The 18,828-nt window shown below is 63.1% G+C and carries 14 protein-coding genes; 8 read left to right on the top strand and 6 right to left on the bottom strand.

The features are described 5' to 3' along the window. The first annotated feature begins 3 nt into the window (after window positions 1-3). Window positions 4-528: a tRNA (N6-threonylcarbamoyladenosine(37)-N6)-methyltransferase TrmO gene (gene tsaA, locus RTP54_RS30180; protein WP_112811751.1), complete on the top strand. Its 525-nt coding sequence runs from the start codon at window positions 4-6 to the stop codon at window positions 526-528. 4 nt (window positions 529-532) lie between these two features. On the opposite strand, the gene RTP54_RS30175 is transcribed toward tsaA, so the two are convergent. The 4 genes from RTP54_RS30175 to RTP54_RS30160 all read right to left on the bottom strand — a co-directional run bounded on the left by RTP54_RS30175 (window position 533) and on the right by RTP54_RS30160 (window position 4,697). Beyond that, window positions 533-742 carry a molybdopterin-binding protein gene (locus RTP54_RS30175; protein ID WP_112811750.1) on the bottom strand — a complete coding sequence of 70 codons (210 nt, stop codon included), beginning with the start codon at window positions 740-742 and terminating at the stop codon, window positions 533-535. A 93-nt stretch (window positions 743-835) separates the two neighbouring features. Further along, window positions 836-2,368 carry an ABC-F family ATP-binding cassette domain-containing protein gene (locus RTP54_RS30170; protein ID WP_312367698.1) on the bottom strand — a complete coding sequence of 511 codons (1,533 nt, stop codon included), beginning with the start codon at window positions 2,366-2,368 and terminating at the stop codon, window positions 836-838. Window positions 2,369-2,760: 392 nt separating this feature from the next. Then, a complete protein-coding gene (locus RTP54_RS30165; protein WP_312367697.1) occupies window positions 2,761-3,834 on the bottom strand; it encodes a linear amide C-N hydrolase in 1,074 nt (357 codons plus the stop codon). Window positions 3,835-3,860: 26 nt separating this feature from the next. After that, window positions 3,861-4,697 carry a hypothetical protein gene (locus RTP54_RS30160; RefSeq protein ID WP_312367696.1) on the bottom strand — a complete coding sequence of 279 codons (837 nt, stop codon included), beginning with the start codon at window positions 4,695-4,697 and terminating at the stop codon, window positions 3,861-3,863. 315 nt (window positions 4,698-5,012) lie between these two features. On the opposite strand from RTP54_RS30160, the gene RTP54_RS30155 reads away from it, so the two are divergent. The 5 genes from RTP54_RS30155 to RTP54_RS30135 all read left to right on the top strand — a co-directional run bounded on the left by RTP54_RS30155 (window position 5,013) and on the right by RTP54_RS30135 (window position 11,672). Continuing rightward, window positions 5,013-6,287 (top strand): aspartate kinase, encoded by a 1,275-nt coding sequence (locus RTP54_RS30155; RefSeq protein ID WP_112811748.1) that lies wholly within the window; start codon window positions 5,013-5,015, stop codon window positions 6,285-6,287. 90 nt (window positions 6,288-6,377) lie between these two features. Beyond that, window positions 6,378-8,645 (top strand): phosphoenolpyruvate--protein phosphotransferase, encoded by a 2,268-nt coding sequence (gene ptsP, locus RTP54_RS30150; RefSeq protein ID WP_112811747.1) that lies wholly within the window; start codon window positions 6,378-6,380, stop codon window positions 8,643-8,645. Between the two features lie 71 nt (window positions 8,646-8,716). Continuing rightward, window positions 8,717-9,799 carry a peptide chain release factor 1 gene (gene prfA, locus RTP54_RS30145; RefSeq protein ID WP_312367695.1) on the top strand — a complete coding sequence of 361 codons (1,083 nt, stop codon included), beginning with the start codon at window positions 8,717-8,719 and terminating at the stop codon, window positions 9,797-9,799. A 5-nt stretch (window positions 9,800-9,804) separates the two neighbouring features. Next, window positions 9,805-10,674: a peptide chain release factor N(5)-glutamine methyltransferase gene (gene prmC / locus RTP54_RS30140; protein ID WP_112811745.1), complete on the top strand. Its 870-nt coding sequence runs from the start codon at window positions 9,805-9,807 to the stop codon at window positions 10,672-10,674. 332 nt (window positions 10,675-11,006) lie between these two features. Beyond that, window positions 11,007-11,672, top strand: a complete 666-nt coding sequence (locus RTP54_RS30135) for a DUF4167 domain-containing protein (protein WP_112811744.1) — start codon at window positions 11,007-11,009, stop codon at window positions 11,670-11,672. A gap of 126 nt (window positions 11,673-11,798) precedes the next feature. Here RTP54_RS30135 and RTP54_RS30130 read toward each other — a convergent pair whose 3' ends face one another. Then, complete coding sequence (locus RTP54_RS30130) at window positions 11,799-12,380, bottom strand: TetR/AcrR family transcriptional regulator (RefSeq protein ID WP_312367692.1); 582 nt, start codon at window positions 12,378-12,380, stop codon at window positions 11,799-11,801. A 147-nt stretch (window positions 12,381-12,527) separates the two neighbouring features. Here RTP54_RS30130 and RTP54_RS30125 point away from each other — a divergent pair, with 147 nt between their 5' ends. Both RTP54_RS30125 and clpB read left to right on the top strand, forming a co-directional pair. Continuing rightward, the gene (locus RTP54_RS30125) at window positions 12,528-13,535 is read left to right on the top strand and encodes an NAD(P)-dependent oxidoreductase (protein WP_312367690.1); all 1,008 of its coding nucleotides are present in this window, start codon (window positions 12,528-12,530) and stop codon (window positions 13,533-13,535) included. A gap of 302 nt (window positions 13,536-13,837) precedes the next feature. Next, window positions 13,838-16,444 (top strand): ATP-dependent chaperone ClpB, encoded by a 2,607-nt coding sequence (clpB, locus tag RTP54_RS30120; RefSeq protein ID WP_112811742.1) that lies wholly within the window; start codon window positions 13,838-13,840, stop codon window positions 16,442-16,444. A gap of 117 nt (window positions 16,445-16,561) precedes the next feature. On the opposite strand, the gene RTP54_RS30115 is transcribed toward clpB, so the two are convergent. Then, complete coding sequence (locus RTP54_RS30115; RefSeq protein ID WP_112811741.1) at window positions 16,562-18,517, bottom strand: M23 family metallopeptidase; 1,956 nt, start codon at window positions 18,515-18,517, stop codon at window positions 16,562-16,564. Window positions 18,518-18,828: the final 311 nt, after the last annotated feature.

Below are 18,828 nucleotides of genomic sequence, written 5' to 3'. Positions count from 1 at the left end.
GGCATGGTTCGCGAAAATGAAATCCGGGAAAACGAAGTCTCGATCACGCCACCCGAGGCAACCGACGCGGGGCTGACCTTCATCGGTCACATTTCGACACCATGGGTCTCACGGCTTGGTTGCCCGCGCCAGGGACGCCATGACGGTCCGATCTGCCGGATCGAGATCTTTGCGCCGTGGGTCGAGGCGCTGAAGGGTGTCGAGCGCTTCGAACGGCTGGAAATTCTCTATTGGCTGGACCGGTCGCGCCGCGACCTCGTGCTGCAGAGCCCGGCCAACAATGGTGAAACGCACGGCACCTTTGCCCTGCGCTCGCCGGTTAGGCCGAACCCGATCGGGACGTCGATCGTCAAGCTGGAAGCCGTCGAGGGCAATGTGCTGCTGGTGCGCGGGCTCGATTGCCTCGACGGCACGCCGCTCCTCGACCTGAAGCCCGACCGCACGCTGTTCAAGCCGATCGCGCCGCCGCAGCCGGGCGATTTCGAGACCGGGGACACGGGCACCGCCCACTATTGCAAGAAGGCGTGAGCGCTCAGTCGATCGCGACCATCACGTCGGATGCCTTGATGACGGCATAGGCGTCGCCGCCGACCTTGAGGCCGAGTTCGTCGACAGCCTCATTGGTGATCGAGGCCGTGACGATGGCGCCGCCACCGAGATCGATGCGCACATGCGCGGTCGTCGCCCCTTTGACGACATCGACGATCTTACCCTTGAAGCGATTGCGGGCGCTGATTTTCATGCGGGCTTCCTCCATGTGGAAGCGGAAGGTTAGGCGGCGAAGGCGCCGCCGTCAAATGGCGGCGCGCGACGATTGCCGCGCGCCACAGGTCGATCAGGCGGGGTCTGCCTGCGCGGCTGCCGCGAAGAAATCCTCGGGATCTTCGACCTCGACGAGCTTTCGCTTCTCGATCAGCCAGAAACGATCGCCGACGTTGCGCACGAAACTGCGGTCGTGGGACACCAGGAGGCAGCTGACCTCGTTCTTCATCAGCTCGTCCTCGAGCGCCTCCTGGCCCTCGATGTCGAGATGGTTGGTCGGCTCGTCGAGCAGGTAGAAGTTGGGCTCGCGCAGGCGCAGCACCAGCATCGCCAGACGCGCCTTCTGGCCGCCCGACAGCCTGCCGACCGGCTTGTCCTGCATGTCGATGCCGACGCCGGCGCCGGCGAGCAGCGAACGCACTTTGGGGTCGCTCAGCGAGAACCGGCGGGAGAGGGCGGCAAGCGGGCTTTCCTTGTCCGAAAGCCCCGAAAGCGCCTGGTCGCTATAGCCGAGCACCAGGGAAGGCGTGGCCTTCAACGTTTCGGGCGCGCGTGCCGGGTCCTCAATGGCAGTACGAATGAGATTGACCAGCCGTGTCTTGCCGGCGCCGTTCTCGCCGAGCAGGACGATGCGGTCACCCTGGCAGATCCAGCGTTTTCCGGTGCGGAAAAGCGGGATTCCATCGGGTGTTTCCACCTGGACATCGTCGAGCGTGACGAGAATTTTGGCATGCGTCCCGCGATTGGCGAGCCGGATGGCACCGGCCGAACGCTCCTGGTGGGCGGGCTTGGCCGCATCCTCCAATCGGTCGGCGCGCTGGCGCAGCTGCTTGGTCTTCACGGTCAAGAGATCGCTGCCGGAGTTGATGCCGATATTGTTGAGCTTGGCTGCCTGCCTTCTCAGTTGCTGCGCCACCTTCATGTCGCGCTGGTAGCGCCGCTCCTCCGATGCGTCGAGCTCATCGACCGCATCTCGTGCACGCGAATAGGGCAGTGCAAACACCGGTGACTGATCAGGGCGCAGGAACAGAGTGCGGTTGGTGGTGGCGTCGAGGAAGGCGCGGTCGTGGCTGGCGATCAGCACTGGCACATCGCGCGGTAGAGCGTTCAGCCAGGATTCGAGCCGTCCGATCTTGGCAAGGTCGAGATGGTTGGTCGGCTCGTCCAGAAGCAGGGCATCGGGATCGGTCACCCAGACGCGGGCAATGAGCGCCAGCCGCTGCCAGCCACCGCTCAACTCGGCGACCGGGCGCTGGCGAAGCGCGTCTGGCACCGCGAGATCGTCGAGCACGATATCGACGCGCCAGCTTTCGCTGTCGGCCTGCTCGCTCGACAGCGCCGACAGGACTGCCTCGTGGAATGACAACGGCAAGAGCGCTGTCGGCACGTTCTGCTCGACATGGCCGACGGTCAGGCCGCGCGAGCGGGTGATCTCGCCTACCGTTGGCTCGAAGCTGCCGCCGACCGAGCGCAGCAGGGTGGACTTGCCGCGGCCATTGGCGGCAACGATGCCGAGGCGATCGCCGGCGGCAATCGAAAGATTGAGATTGGAAAAGAGCGACGTGCTGAGTGTGACGCCGAGGTTGCGGATATTGATCAAGGCCATGGTCGTTCTCTGGTCTGCGCGAGCGACGGCTGACATCCACGGGCGGCAAGCATGTGCCGGGTTGGGCGGAATGTCTGACCCGATGCACGATATCGCGCAGTCTTCGGGCCACGTAAGCTCGGTATGGAAACACGGCGCGGGCGTTCAAACCAAAACGGTTTTCAGCCGCACCACACTGGGGCAGACCAGGGATAAGGTTCGCGAAGACGCGAAGCGATTGTACCGGTCAGCCCTGCAAACGCATCTGCAGGGCGTTGACGGGGCCACGCTGGCGGTGGTGCCGGAAAAATGTCATCACAACGCAGCCCTCCTTTCACAATCGAGTTGCGCTGCGTACTTACCATCGGTGCGTGTCGCTTTCAAGAGGACACGTCGAGCCCGACGGTCTGCCGCTACATCTGCAGGCCAAGGAACTTGAACGGTTCGGCCTGCTTGAAGTCGCCGGTGGCGTCGCCGGAATAGGTGTGATCCTGGTTGTCTCCGAGGTCGAGCTTCATCACCTTGCCGGTCGTTTCGGAGAAGTCGATCTTGTTGAGGTCGACCCAGAAGGTGTTCGGGGTCAGCGCCGACTCGAAGAAATAGAGCTTTCGCTTGTGATCGACGACGGTGCGCCAGCGGGTCGAAGAAATGTTCGGCTCCTCTGGCGTATTGAGGCCGTAAGGCACCGAGACGTTGCGGATCACGCTGAAGACGCTGGCAAGGGCTCGGTTGGCATCCTCTTCCTTGGGAATGGCGTTGACGTAGAACGATGCACGCGCAAAGCGGTCGGAGGCGCGGTTGGTCCCCGGCAGCATGACGGTACCGCCGATCTGCTTCCAGTAGCTGTTGAGAGCGAGTTGCTGGTCGAAGGTCGGAGAATTGGTCATGACCTGATACTTGCGGTCGTGATGGATCACCTGCTTGCCGCCGATATATTCGACGATCGCGCTATCACCGGTGCGATCGGAGATCGAGAGGTGCAGCGTCGTCAGCCGGTTTTCGCCAGGCACGTTGTCGGTGACGATGGTGAAAGGCTCCTTCTCCAGCGCGGCCACCGCCTCTTCCACGGTTTCGAAACTGTCGAGCACGTATTGCGCCCAGGCGGCGATCGTCAGGCCCGGTTTCGACTGATCGAATTTCGGATATTCGGATTCCACCAGCCACAGGAGATTGGCGTTGAGGCCGGCCTCGTTGACGCCGTCGGTGGTTGAAACGTCGTACCCCGTTGCAACGACGCTGCCGTATTTCGCCGTCCATTCGAAGGAGTTGGGGCCTGCCTGGCCGTTGCGCTTGATGCCGCGCGGCAGCACCCAGAGATTGGTCGCGACATCGCTTTTCCAGTCCATCGACCGCGCGGTGATGATGTTGTCGTTGGGGCCGAGATAGACGAAGCGGGTGCAGGCCTCCGCCGGCTGGGCAAACGCGAGCAGGGATGCAAGGGCAGTGGTAGCAAGGGCTTTGGCGGTGCGGATGGCCTTGATGGTCATGCTTAACTCCTGATGCGGATGGCGCTCTAGAACAGCATCGAGAAGCCGAGTACCGGCCCGTGTTCATTGACATCCCAGCGGAATTTGTTGGCGCCGGTGAAGTCGTCGTTCTCGTAATCCTGATAGAGCATGCGATAGCCGCCGCGCAGGATCGTCGGATGCCCGAGCATGTCGGTCCGGTAGCCGAGATAGGCCTGGGCGTTGACGCTTAGCTTGGAGCCGACATCGAAGCCGCCGACATCGACCTCGCCGACCAGGTTCCAGCGCTCATCGAGATCGCCGTTCAAGCGAACGCCGACGAAGGGGTCCGTCCAGTTGGCGCTTTTGGTCGCCTTGAGGCCGAAGGCCGAAACGTCGGCTTCGAGCTTGGTCCAACGCAGGCCGACGGTCGGCTCGATCGAAAAGGTGCGGGGCTTGCCGAACACCGTGTCGCCGCCAAGCTCGGCCTCGTAGGCTTTGTAGAAGACGCCGGCTGCCAGCCAGGTCATGCGGATATCGAGGCCGATCTCATGGGCTTGCACCTGCTCGTCCTGGCTGGTGCGCACATACTGGCCATCGAAATAGGCGCCCCATTGGCCGTTGGTCAGCTCGATATTGCCCATGGCTGCGAGATCGAGGTGCTCCAACGTATCGGAGAAGGGGACGTCGACATCGGTATCGAAGCCGGCAAGCGAGGCGCTTCCCTTCAGGCTGGCTGCCCAGACATAGGGGCTGACAATCACCGTCCAGTCGCGGTCCGGCGCCATGCGCTGCAAGTCGAAATCGGCGGCGCCGGCTGCGACCGTTGCGCCGAGGAGGACGGCGGTTGCAAGGAAGATCCGGCGCGCGTGTCGCGCGGCGGCATGGCTCAGCGATGGCTGCATCAGCGGACCCTCTCCGAAGATGCGAGCAGCCTAGCTGGCGACGCTGCAATTTCAAGTCGCAAATGTTGGCCGTCCGGATTGAACATCGACCATCCGGCGCTGCTGGCCTTACGTGCTCGGCGAGCCTTATTCCTGCCTTCTTGCCATTGCGCCTCGTCCCCCGATCCGCTAAGAGACGCCGCGACTTTCCGCTCCCCGAAGCGGTGATTGGCCGATGTCCGAGAAGTCTCCCAAGCTTTTTGACCGTCGGGCGCCGACGGGGGCGCTTTCCTGTCACGCGCTCACGCGCAAACATTCGGTACCGGTAGAGGCGAAATGGCACGCATCGTGATGAAATTCGGCGGAACTTCCGTCGCTGATTTGGACCGCATTCACAACGTTGCCCGCCATGTGAAACGTGAAGTCGATGCCGGCCACGAGGTCGCGGTCGTCGTTTCCGCCATGTCCGGCAAGACCAACGAGCTGGTCGGCTGGGTGCAGAACATGCCCAAGGTCGCCGGCAGCAACGCGCCGTTCTACGACGCGCGCGAATATGACGCCATCGTCGCCTCGGGCGAGCAGGTGACGTCGGGGCTTCTGGCGATCGCGCTGCAGTCGATGGGCATCAATGCGCGCTCCTGGCAGGGCTGGCAGATCCCGATCCGCACCGACAACGCCCATGGCGCAGCGCGCATCCTCGACATCGAGGGCGCCGAGATCATCCGCCGCATGGGCGAGGGCCAGGTGGCCGTGGTCGCCGGCTTCCAGGGTCTTGGCCCGGACAACCGCCTGGCGACGCTCGGTCGCGGCGGCTCCGACACATCGGCGGTCGCGATCGCGGCAGCCGTCAAGGCCGACCGTTGCGACATCTATACCGACGTCGATGGCGTCTACACGACCGACCCGCGCATCGAGCCGAAGGCGCGGCGTCTGAAGAAGATCGCGTTCGAGGAAATGCTGGAAATGGCATCGCTCGGCGCCAAGGTGCTGCAGGTGCGCTCGGTCGAGCTTGCCATGGTGCACAAGGTTCGCACCTTCGTGCGCTCGTCTTTCGAGGATCCCGATGCGCCGGGCATGGGTGACCTTCTCAATCCGCCCGGCACGCTGATTTGTGATGAGGAAGAAATCGTGGAACAGGAAGTCGTAACCGGCATTGCCTATGCCAAGGATGAAGCCCAGATTTCGCTGCGCCGTCTTTCCGACCGGCCGGGCGTTTCCGCGGCGATCTTCGGGCCGCTGGCCGAAGCCCATATCAATGTCGACATGATCGTCCAGAACATCTCGGAAGACGGTTCGAAGACCGACATGACCTTCACCGTTCCCTCCGGCGACGTCGACAAGGCGCTGCGCGTGCTCGGCGACAACAAGGACAAGATCGGCTACGACGTGATCCAGTCGGAAGCAGGCCTCGTCAAGGTCTCGGTGATCGGCATCGGCATGCGCAGCCACGCCGGCGTTGCCGCCTCGGCCTTCCGGGCGCTTGCCGACAAGGGCATCAACATCAAGGCGATCACCACCTCCGAAATCAAGATCTCCATCCTGATCGACGGACCCTATGCGGAATTGGCAGTTCGCACTTTGCATTCCGCCTACGGTCTCGATAAGAGTTAATTCTGAGGTGACTGATTTGGGATTCGCAGCAGTTTTGGCTGCGAATTCTTCCGCCGCCGTCGTCTACTCTTTTTCGGGGGACCCCACGCGATGAGAGACCTTTCCGCAGGTCCGCGCGTTCTCCTCAAGCGGTTGCGCGAACTGATGGCGGAACCGCTCGAGCCACAGGAGCGCCTTGACCGGATCGTGCGTCAGATCGCACAGAACATGGTCGCGGAAGTGTGTTCGGTCTATGTGCTGCGTTCCGACGGGGTGCTCGAACTCTACGCGACCGAAGGTCTGAACAAGACCGCCGTCCACCTGGCGCAGTTGAAGATGGGCCAGGGCCTTGTCGGCACCATTGCCGCTTCCGCGCGTCCGCTCAATCTGTCCGACGCCCAGGCGCATCCCGCCTTCACCTACCTGCCGGAGACCGGCGAAGAGATCTATCACTCGTTCCTCGGCGTGCCGATCCTGCGCACCGGGCGCGCGCTCGGCGTTCTCGTCGTACAGAACAAGGCGCAGCGCAACTATAGGGAAGACGAGGTCGAGGCACTGGAAACCACCGCCATGGTTCTGGCCGAAATGGTCGCGACCGGCGAGCTGAAGAAGATCACCAAGCCGGGCCTCGAGCTCGACCTGTCCCGCCCGGTTTCGATCGACGGCAACAGCTACGGCGAAGGCATCGGCCTTGGTTATGTCGTGCTGCACGAACCGAGGATCGTCGTCACCAATCTTCTGAACGAGGATACGGACCAGGAGCTGCAGCGGTTGGCCGAGGCGCTGGGATCGCTCCGGATCTCGATCGACGACATGCTGTCGCGGCGCGAAGTGTCGATGGAGGGCGAGCACCGCGCGGTGCTCGAGACCTACCGGATGTTTGCCCATGACCGCGGCTGGGTGCGGAAACTCGAAGAGGCGATCCGCAACGGCCTGACCGCGGAGGCTGCGGTCGAGCGGGTGCAGAGCGAGACCAAGGCGCGGATGATCCGGCTGACGGATCCGTATCTGCGCGAGCGCATGCATGATTTCGACGACCTCGCCAATCGGCTCCTGCGCCAGTTGTCGGGCTATGGCGCCAAGCTTTCTGCAAGCGATTTCCCGACCGATGCGGTCGTCGTCGCCCGTGCCATGGGTGCCGCCGAACTTCTCGATTATCCGCGCGAAAACGTTCGCGGCCTGGTCCTCGAAGAAGGCGCCGTCACCAGCCACGTGGTCATCGTCGCCCGTGCCATGGGCATTCCGGTCGTCGGCCAGGCAGCGGGTGTCGTCGCGCTTGCCGAAAATCGCGACGCCGTCATCATCGATGGCGACGACGCCAAGGTGCACCTGCGCCCTCTGGCCGACCTGCAGCGCGCCTATGAGGAAAAGGTGCGCTTCCGCGCCCGCCGCCAGGCCCAGTTCCGGGCGCTGAAGGACGTCGAGCCGCTGACCAAGGACGGCAAGCGCATCACATTGCAGATGAATGCCGGCCTTCTAGTCGACCTGCCGCATCTCAACGAAGCGGGCGCCGAAGGCATCGGCCTTTTCCGCACCGAGCTGCAGTTCATGATCGCCTCGACCATGCCGAAGGCGGAAGAGCAGGAAGCCTTCTACCGCAGCGTCCTGAAGCAGACCGGCAACAAGCCGGTCACCTTCCGCACGCTCGATATCGGCGGCGACAAGGTGGTTCCTTACTTCCGTGCGGCGGAAGAGGAAAATCCGGCGCTCGGCTGGCGGGCGATCCGCCTTTCTCTCGACCGGCCCGGACTGCTGCGCACCCAGCTGCGCGCCATGCTGCGTGCGGCGGCCGGCCTCGAGCTGAAGCTGATGTTGCCGATGGTGACGGAAGTCTCGGAGCTGAAGGAAGCGCGCGAGCTCCTGCAAAAGGAAATCGAGCGCCAGTCGAAGCTCGGCGAACAGCTGCCGCGCAAGCTGCAGTTCGGCGCCATGCTCGAAGTGCCGGCGCTGCTGTGGCAGCTCGACGAACTGATGAGCGAAGTCGATTTCGTTTCCGTCGGCTCGAACGATCTGTTCCAGTTCGCCATGGCGGTCGACCGCGGCAATGCGCGCGTCTCCGATCGTTTCGATGTGCTCGGGCGGCCGTTTCTGCGGATCCTGCGCGACATCGTGCGCGGTGGAGAGCGCCACCAGACGCCCGTGACCCTGTGCGGCGAGATGGCGAGCAAGCCGTTGTCCGCCATGGCGCTGCTTGGTCTCGGCTATCGCTCGGTGTCGATGTCGCCGACGGCGGTCGGGCCGATCAAGGCGATGCTTCTCGCCCTCGACGCCGGCAAGCTCAGCGAGGCCCTGAACGCCGCCCTCGACGACACGCGCGACCAGACGCCGGTTCGCCAGATCCTGATCGATTTCGCTGCGGCGAACGGCATCCCGGTTTAGATAGATTTGAAGCGTTTTTGTGCTCGTCCGGGCAATGATCCGGGCGAGGCGAAGCGCATTTGGAGTGACACTTGGCAAAGCTTCCCATCGAAAAAATGCGCGAACTGGAACGTCGGTTCAGCGAGATCGAGGCCCGCATGTCCGCGGGGCCGGCGGCCGACGTCTATGTGAAACTGGCGTCGGAATATTCCGAGCTGCAGCCTGTCGTGACGAAGATCCGCGCCTACGAGAAGGCGACGGCGGAGCTTGCCGATATCAACGCCATGTTGGCCGACAGGACGACCGACAAGGACATGCGCGACCTGGCGGAGATGGAAAAGCCTGACGTGCTCGAGACAATCGAGCAGCTTGAACAGGAAATCCAGATCCTGCTGCTGCCGAAGGATGCGGCCGACGAGAAGAGCGCGATCCTTGAAATTCGCGCCGGAACCGGCGGATCCGAGGCGGCGCTTTTTGCCGGCGATCTCTTCCGGATGTACGAGCGCTACGCTGCTGGCAAGGGCTGGAAGGTCGAAGTGCTGTCATCCAGCGAAGGTGAAGCCGGCGGGTTCAAGGAAATCATCGCCACCGTCTCCGGTCGCGGCGTGTTCGCGCGGCTGAAATTCGAATCCGGCGTGCACCGCGTCCAGCGGGTGCCGGAAACCGAGGCGAGCGGCCGTATTCACACGTCGGCGGCAACCGTCGCCGTACTGCCCGAAGCCGAGGAGATCGACATCGAGGTTCGCCCCGAGGACATCCGCATCGACACCATGCGCTCGTCGGGTGCCGGCGGACAGCACGTCAACACGACTGACTCCGCGGTACGCATCACCCATCTTCCGACCGGCCTGGTCGTCACCAGTTCGGAAAAGTCGCAGCACCAGAACCGCGCCAAGGCGATGCAGGTTCTGCGGTCGCGGCTCTACGACATGGAGCGCCAGCGCGCCGATAGCGAGCGTTCGGCCGACCGAAAGAGCCAGGTGGGTTCCGGCGATCGTTCCGAGCGTATCCGCACATACAATTTCCCGCAGGGCCGCGTCACCGATCACCGCATCAACCTGACGCTCTACAAGCTCGACCGGATGATGATGGGCGAAATCGACGAAGTCGTGGATGCGCTCCTGGCCGACTATCAGGCGAGCCAGCTGGCGCTCCTGGGCGAGCAGCGAGGCTGATCGCGATGGCATCAACGCTCGCGCGCCTCGTATCCGAGAGCCGGGACCGCCTGACGGCGGCCGGCATCGAGCATGCGGCGCTCGATGCGCGCCATCTGATTTCGGGCCTGCTCGGGCTTTCGCTGACCGATGTCGTGACCCGGGGCAGGGACGTGGTGTCGGAGGCGGATATCGCCAGGGTCGGCGCCGCTGTCGAGCGGCGGATCGCGCGAGAGCCGGTCTATCGCATTCTCGGCGAGCGGGAATTCTTCGGTCTGCCGCTGAAGCTGTCGCGCGAAACGCTCGAGCCGCGGCCGGATACCGAGACGCTCGTCGATCGCATGATCCCGTACCTGCGCCGGACCGTTGCGGCCAAGGGCAGCTGCCGGATCCTGGACCTCGGGACGGGGACCGGCGCAATCGTGCTGGCGCTGCTTGCGAACGTCCTTGACGCGCGCGGCACGGCTACCGATATATCCGACGATGCGCTGGCGACGGCGCGCGCGAATGCCGAGGCGCTCGGTCTTTCGGAGCGCTTCCAAGCGCTTAGCAGCAACTGGTTCGAGAAGGTGGAGGGTCGCTTCGACGCGATCGTCTCAAATCCGCCTTATATAAGGTCCAGTGTTGTCGCAGAGCTTGAGCCGGAAGTGCGATTGCACGATCCAGCCGCAGCGCTCGATGGCGGAGACGACGGCCTTGATGCCTATCGTGCCATCGCCCTTCATGCCGGTCATCATCTTGAGACAAACGGCGTGATAGGTTTGGAAATCGGTTTCGATCAGAGAGAGGCAGTTACGGCATTGTTTCATGCCGAGAACTTCCGTTTGCGCGAAGAAGCCAAGGATCTGGGCGGTAACGACCGGGTGCTGATCTTCGAGCGTCGCTCCGAGCGTTGAAAAATGCTGCAATAGCGCATCTTCTTTCTTGCGGACGCAAAGAAAGGGCTTGGAATCCCAGAGGAAGCGGGCTAGTTTGCCCGCGCACTGGGCAGATGGTCATGGACCTAAGATTCGTTCCGGTATGACCTGGCCACGGGGATTGCTCTCAAGAAAGAGTTGCTAGGGTTCAACAGTGCCTTGTGCAGGTAGCTGTTAATTTGACGCCAGTCGGCGCCGAAGCCGCCAAATGTGCGGGCTCACCGGCGTGCGCTGTGTCGGGCGCGGACATATCCGGCCGGAAGACGAAACCACATGATCATCATTATCAAGAGAATTCGGGTGAATGTACTATGAGGCCAGGACAGCAAAACAAGCGCGGCCGCGGGCGGAATAACAATAATAATAACAACAACAGTAACAACAACGGAAACAACAACAATCATAACCGCAAGGGATCCAACCCCCTGACACGGACCTATGATAGTTCAGGTCCGGACGTGAAGATTCGCGGTACTGCGCAGCATATAGCCGAGAAGTATTCGGCACTTGCCCGTGACGCGCAGAGCTCCGGTGACCGTGTTATCGCTGAAAACTATCTTCAGCATGCAGAACACTACAACCGCATCATTGCCGCCGCGCAGGCGCAGATGCAGGATCGCTTCCAGCGCGAAGAGCGCCAGGATTTCCGCGGCCAGGATGGCAACGACCAGGACCAGGATCAGGACGATCTGGATCAGGGCTACGCCGACGAAGCACCGGCTCCGGTCGCAGCTCAGCCCGCGCCCGTGGTTGTCGAGCATCAGCCGGTGATTGACGGTTCGGGTCCGCAGCCCGTCATCGAAGGCACGCCGGCCGAAGTGGCTATGGAAGAAGAAACGCCTGCGGCGTCCGGCCGTGCGGCTTCGCGTCGCCGCAGCGCCCCGCGCCCGCGCCGTCCGCGCCGCACTGCAGGCGATGACGCAGCCGGCGAGGGCGAAACGCCTCCGGAAGCTCCGGCACTGGCCGAGTCCGAGTAAGGTTTCGAAGGGCCGCGATTGCGGCCCTGTGGAAGCAGCGATAAAAGCCCGGTCCGCCTTGCGGCCGGGTTTTTTGTTGCCCTGCATTCGACCGGGTGCCGGGGACTGCCGGCGCCGGGCTTTGCCTCACGCGACGCCGTTGACGATCAGTGCGGCGAGGTTGACCGCCGCATCGCCTTCGGTTGCCCTGCCACGCACGAATTCACGCGCAATGGTTTCCGCAGCACCGGCAATGCCGGCACAGCGCAGGCGCAGGTCGCTGTCGGCGAGGCGGGAGTGGGGAGCGACGGCTGCGGCAATGAGCGCGACATAGTCGTCGGCAAGTTCCTGCTGCACGCGGTCCATCTCGGCATTGCCGCGCAGCGCGCTCGACATTGCCTGCCATTCCGATCCGTTTTCTGCCGCACATTCGATGTAGGTGGCAGCGATGGTACCGGCGATCGACGGGAGGTCTGCCGGCGTTTGCGACAGCGCCTTCTTCAGCTTCGTCGTATGACGCTCCTCGATCTCGTGCGACAGCGCGATCAGCAGTCCTTCGCGGGTGCCAAAGTGCTCATAGGCGATCGGTTTGCTGACGCCGGCGCGCTCGGCAAGGTGCCCGAGGGTCAGGGCATCCGCACCACATTCCCTCAGGATTTCCTTGGCCGTTTCGATGAGCTGGGCTCGTCGTTCGGGTTTGGGTAGTTTCCTGATCGCCGTCTTGGCCATCGGCTGCACTCCTCGGTCGTCCACGTCCTCTGATAAAATATCAAAGGCCCTTGACGCGGCATTTTCACCACTTATCTACTGTTAGTAACTTACCATTAGTAGGTTGGTAAAGAAAGCCGACCTCCTTCCCGTCTAGGAGATATGAACATGTCGAGCAAGTTCTCACCCGTCCTGATCATCGGCGGTTCCGGCGTCGTCGGGTCGCAGGCGGCCAAGGCGATCCGCCGGCTGTACCCCGATCTGCCGCTTGCAATCGGCGGCCGGGATCTTGGCCGGGCGCAGGCGATCGCCAGCGAAGTTGGCGGGGCAAACGGTGTGCGGATCGATCTCGACCGCGCCGATCTCGGCCTTGCCGCCGATGCGGCCTTCAGCGCCGTGGTGATCTTCGTCAAGGACGAGAGGCTGACCTCGATGCGTTACGCCCAGCAAAAGGGCATCCCCTATGTCAGCGTCTCCAGCGGAACATTCGAGATCGGGCCCGAGGTCGCACAGTATATCCATGCGCCGGACAAGGCCCCGATCCTGCTCGCCAGCCATTGGCTGGCAGGTGCCGCCATCTTCCCGGTGCTCGACGCGCTTTCATCCTACGAGACCGTCGACGCGATCCGCATCGGCGTGCTCCTTGACGAAGAGGACATGGGCGGGCCGGCAGCACTTGCCGATTACAACCGCATTACCGGAACCGCGCCGGCCTCGCTCACGGTCAAGGACGGCAAGCTGCACTGGGTGAGCGGGCAGGAGGCGAACGCGCGCTACACCAGCGTCGACGGCGTCGAACTCGATGCCGTGGCCTATTCGCCCTTTGACGTCATGGCGCTCGCCGCCAGAACCGGTGCCAAGGAAATCCGCCTGGATATGGCCTACAGCGTTTCCGCCAGCCGAAGGCGCGGCGAGCCGTTCTCGACAGAAATCGCGCTCGAAATCGAGGGACGGTCGAAGACCGGGGAGCAGGTAGTGCGCAGGCATGAGATCGTGCACCCTGAAGGCCAGGCGCCGCTGACGGCGCTCGGTGTGGCGCTCGCGGTCGAACGCATGCTCGGCCTTGCCGGCGGCGAGGCGCCGAAGGCGGGTCTTTACCTGCCGGAAGTGCTGATCGAGCCCGCCTATTATGTCTCGCGGATGAAGGAGTTCGGCACGACGTTTGCCGGCCACTGAGCTTTCGTCCGCCGCCCGGGCAGCGCGTCCCGGGCCGAGGCCGCGATGCCACCGATCCGGCTGCAGGCGACCGCGCATGATGTTCATGCGTGGTCGTCTCGTCAGTTGGGAAGATTTCCTATTTGTGACATGCAATCATCCCTTTAATTTCCAAAACCGCTGCCCCATATTCGCTTCGGACGTGTTGATCCCGCGCAAGGTGCGGGTCAACGCCCGATGACAGGCTCGCCGAATGCGGGAGCCTGATCCTGAAACACCAGCGGGTGCCGCGACGCGGGCCTGTTGGGCTACGGAGGTAAGACATGAATATCGAGAAATATTCCGAACGGGTACGCGGTTTCCTGCAATCGGCGCAGACCTATGCGCTGGCACAGGGCCACCAGCAGTTCACGCCCGAGCATGTGCTGAAAGTGCTGCTCGACGACGACCAGGGCATGGCCGCCTCGCTGATCGAGCGCGCCGGAGGCGACGTGCGCGAAGCGCGTGCCGGCAATGATGCCGCCCTTGCAAAGCTGCCGAAGGTTTCCGGCGGCAATGGTTCCGTCTATCTGTCGCAGCCGCTCGCGCGCGTGTTTTCCAGCGCGGAAGAGGCGGCCAAAAAGGCGGGCGACAGCTTCGTGACCGTCGAGCGCCTGCTGCTTGCATTGGCGATCGAAAGCACCGCTGCCACGGCCGACGTCCTGAAGAAGGCCGGCGTGACGCCGACCAAGCTCAATCAGGTCATCAACGACATCCGCAAGGGTCGAACGGCCGACAGCGCCAATGCCGAGCAGGGCTTCGACAGCCTGAAGAAATATGCGCGCGACCTGACGGCCGATGCGCGTGAAGGCAAGCTCGACCCGGTCATCGGCCGCGACGATGAAATCCGTCGCACGATCCAGGTGCTGTCGCGCCGGACGAAGAACAATCCGGTCCTGATCGGTGAGCCGGGCGTCGGCAAGACGGCGATCGCCGAGGGGCTTGCCCTGCGCATCGTCAATGGCGACGTGCCGGAAAGCCTCAAGGACAAGCAACTGATGGCGCTCGACATGGGCGCGTTGATCGCAGGTGCAAAGTACCGAGGCGAATTCGAAGAGCGGCTGAAGGCCGTGCTCAACGAAGTGCAGGCGGAAAACGGCGAGATCATCCTGTTCATCGACGAAATGCACACGTTGGTCGGTGCCGGCAAGGCCGATGGGGCGATGGATGCCTCCAACCTCCTGAAGCCGGCCCTTGCGCGCGGTGAATTGCATTGCGTCGGTGCGACCACGCTCGATGAATACCGCAAGCACGTCGAAAAGGACGCAGCCCTTGCCCGCCGCTTCCAGCCTGTCATGGTCGAGGAGCCGACGGTCGAGGATACGATCTCGATCCTGCGCGGCCTGAAGGAAAAGTACGAACAGCATCACAAGGTGCGGATCTCCGATTCCGCTCTCGTCGCGGCTGCGACCCTTTCCAACCGCTATATCACCGACCGGTTTTTGCCGGACAAGGCGATCGACCTGATGGACGAGGCCGCTTCGCGGCTGCGCATGCAGGTGGATTCCAAGCCCGAGGAGCTCGACGAGCTCGATCGCCGCATCATGCAGCTGAAGATCGAGCGGGAAGCCCTGAAGAAGGAAACCGACACGTCGTCGAAGGATCGGCTGGAAAAGCTCGAGCTCGACGTGGTCTCGCTCGAAGAGCAGGCATCGGCGCTGACGGCCCGCTGGCAGTCGGAAAAGCAGAAGCTCGGCCGCGCCGCTGACCTCAAGAAGCAGCTGGAAGACGCCCGCAACGAGCTGGCGATCGTCCAGCGCAAGGGCGAGTTCCAGCGTGCCGGCGAGTTGACCTATGGCCTCATCCCCAAGCTCGAAAAGGAGCTTGCGGATGCGGAAAGCCAGGAGAACGCCAACGCCAATCCGATGGTGCAGGAGGTCGTGACCCCCGACAACATCGCCCATATCGTTTCGCGTTGGACCGGCATTCCGGTCGACAAGATGCTGGAAGGCGAGCGCGACAAGCTGCTTCGGATGGAAGACGAGCTGGCGAAATGGGTCGTCGGCCAGGGTGATGCCGTGCAGGCGGTGTCGCGCGCCGTTCGTCGCGCCCGTGCCGGCCTTCAGGATCCGAACCGGCCGATCGGCTCGTTCATCTTCCTCGGCCCGACTGGCGTCGGCAAGACCGAGCTGACCAAGGCGCTGGCGCGTTTCCTGTTCGACGACGAGACGGCGCTCCTGCGCGTCGACATGTCGGAATACATGGAAAAGCACTCGGTTGCCCGGCTGATCGGCGCACCTCCGGGCTATGTCGGCTACGAGGAAGGTGGCGCTCTGACCGAATCCGTCCGCCGCCGGCCCTATCAGGTCGTGCTGTTCGACGAAATCGAGAAGGCGCATCCGGATGTCTTCAACGTGCTCCTGCAGGTGCTCGATGACGGCCGCCTGACCGATGGTCAGGGCCGCACCGTCGACTTCCGCAACACGATGATCATCATGACCTCGAACCTGGGCGCCGAATATCTGGTCGGGCTCGGCGAAAACGAAGACAGCGATGTGGTCCGCGACCAGGTGATGGATGTCGTCAAGTCGGCCTTCCGGCCGGAGTTCTTGAACCGCGTCGACGAGATCATCCTGTTCCACCGGCTGCGCCGCTCGGAAATGGGGGCGATCGTCGATATCCAGCTGGCACGTCTGCTCAAACTCCTGTCCGAGCGCAAGATCTCGCTGGAGCTGGAGGACGATGCAAGGGCGTTCCTCGCCGACAAGGGCTACGACCCCGCCTATGGGGCACGCCCGTTGAAGCGGGCGATCCAGAAGTATCTTCAGGACCCGCTCGCCGAAAAGATCCTGCAGGGCGAGTTCCCGGATGGATCCACCATCAAGGTTCTGGCCGGGTCCGACCGGCTGAACTTCAAGCGTGGCGCCGGCGCGGAGAAGGAAGCCGCGTAAGGCGCGAAAATCGAAAGGCCGCCCTTCGGGGCGGCCTTTTGCGTTATGCAGTTGAGATTGAAGCGTCGGTCTGCGGGGGAGGGGCCGCCCACATCTGCGCGGGCTCCTTGCCAGAGGCTACTTGCTGGCGACTTCGCTGCCGTTGCCGTCCTTGTTCAAGAGTTCGTCGATGCGGTCGCGTTCCTTCTCGAACTTCGCGAGCGCGTCGCCGTCGAGCGATTTGCCACCCGGCAGGCGGATGCGCAGCGGGTCGACCTTGTTGCCGTTGACGATCAGTTCGTAGTGCAGGTGCGGACCGGTCGAAAGACCTGTCGTGCCGACCCAGCCGATCACCTGGCCCTGGACCACTTTCGAGCCGGCCTTGACGGTCTTGGCGATCGCGCTCTGGTGATTATAGGACGAGACATAGCCGTTGGCATGACGGATCAGCGTCTGGTTGCCGTATCCGCCGGAATCCCAGCCTGCCTTTTCCACCGTGCCGTTGCCGGCAGCGATGATCGGCGTGCCGCGGGGGGCGGCCCAGTCGACGCCGGTGTGCATGCGCGAGAAGCCGAGGATCGGGTGGCGACGCATGCCGAAGCCGGAACGGAAGTGGCCGTTCGGCACGGGGTTGCGCAGCAGGAACTGGCGGATGCTCTTGCCTTCGCTGTTGAAGTAGTCGATCGAATTGTCGTCGGGATCCTGGAAGCGATAGAACGTCGTCTCGGCATCGCCGAATTTCGCCCGGACATAGAGCAGCTCGGATTCCGCCGTTGCCATGCCGCGATCGTCGGTGACGGAGAAGAAGGCTTCGAGCGAGTCCGTCGGCTTCAGCTGCGCCTGGAAGTCGACATTGCTCGCGAGCAGCTTGACGACGAGACCGACCATGTCGGCGCTCATGCCATAGGAGAGCGCTGCACGGTAGATGCCGTCATAGACGCGCGGCAGATCGTGGGTGCTCGTGATCGTCGGGGTGCCGTTGTCGTCGAACGCCGTTGCGACGGCATCGAGCTTGGCCGGTTCGGCGCCCGGCACGAAGCGGCCGCCGTCGTCGACTGCCATCGTCAACACATGGCGATTGCGCGAATAGATGGTGGCGCGAACGATGCGCGCCTCCTCGCCCTTCTGGATGATGCCGATGCGCAGAACGTCGCCGTCGTTCAGCTCCTTGGCGCCGAGCGCGTCGCCGATGTAGCCGGCCGCGTCTTCGGCCTGCGCCTTGGCATAGCCGGCATTGACCATGACGGCGGCGATGTCGGTCTTGCGACGCACCGGAATGATGTCGTCGGCATATTCGGTGCTTTGCTCGTTGATGCTCTCATAGGCCGCATCGCTCTTGTTCTGCTCGACGATGCGCGCCGTCAGTCCCTGAAGCAGGTCGAGGCCGTCGCTGTCGGAGGCGAAGCGTTGCGGGTCGACATAGAACAACGAAGCAACCTGGGTGCTGCCTTCGGTCAGGACCGAACCGTTGGTGCGCACGTTCTCTTCGACTTCGTCGAGCGACATCGAGCTGTCGAAGGTGAGGTTGGAGCCATTGATCGGGAAATCGACCGTCTTCAGCGCCACCTCGGAATCGACATTGGAGCCATAGAGCGTGCCGGTGCGCGCGACCTGCGGCTCGGCATCGGCGTCGTCGGTGGAAAAGATCGCCAGCGGATCGAAGTCCGGATAGCTGTCGGAAACCTGGTGGTTGGCGGCAAGCGCCATCTTGACGTGAACGAAGGGCTGCTTGCGCACCACTTCCTTCTCGCCGTCATGGATCATCGTCGAGACTTCCATGACGGTCTTGTCGGCCGGCTTGGCAACGATGTTGGGCGAAAGGATGCGGTCGCCGCGCTTGGCATTGACAGGGGCGGTTCCGCCATTCGAGGCGTCGAGTGCTGCATAGGCTTCGGCCGGGATTGCCAGCTGCTGGCGGCCGTCGAGCGCTGCGAAGAGGGCGACGCCCATAAGAAGACTGGAAGTGATGCCGGTCAGGAACGTGCCGGAAAGCCAGCGCAACGAGATCTCGCGCCTGTCTGGCGCGCGCCGGCCGTCCGCAAGGATCGGCGGTTGGTCGCCGAGCGACCGGACCATTTTCTTGTCGGTGATCATTCCGAGCTGGGGGCCCCTGATTTCTCTTGCCGTATTCTTGCAGGCGATACGTTGCGCGAAGATGTGCATCTTTCACACACGGGAGTCAAATCCGCCGGGGGGAAAGGGGAGGGGAGTGCACAGCCCTATATATGTGCATTCGCGGACCCTCGTGCGCCCCCGCGTGACGCGCCGATGAATTCGCTTAGAACGGCGGATTGTGAAGAAGTGAGGGCCAAAATGTGTCTCCACAGGCTGCTGGAGGCCTAGCCAAACTTTTTTTTGCGGAAGAAAGCCCGGATTTGTGGGGTTTGTCAGAAAAGTGTCATTTA

Origin of the sequence: Ensifer sp. (genome assembly GCF_031989085.1) — a bacterium.
Lineage (GTDB): Bacteria > Pseudomonadota > Alphaproteobacteria > Rhizobiales > Rhizobiaceae > Ensifer.
The sequence above is the reverse complement of the archived record's forward strand: the minus strand, read 5'-3'. Positions and strand labels throughout refer to the sequence as shown.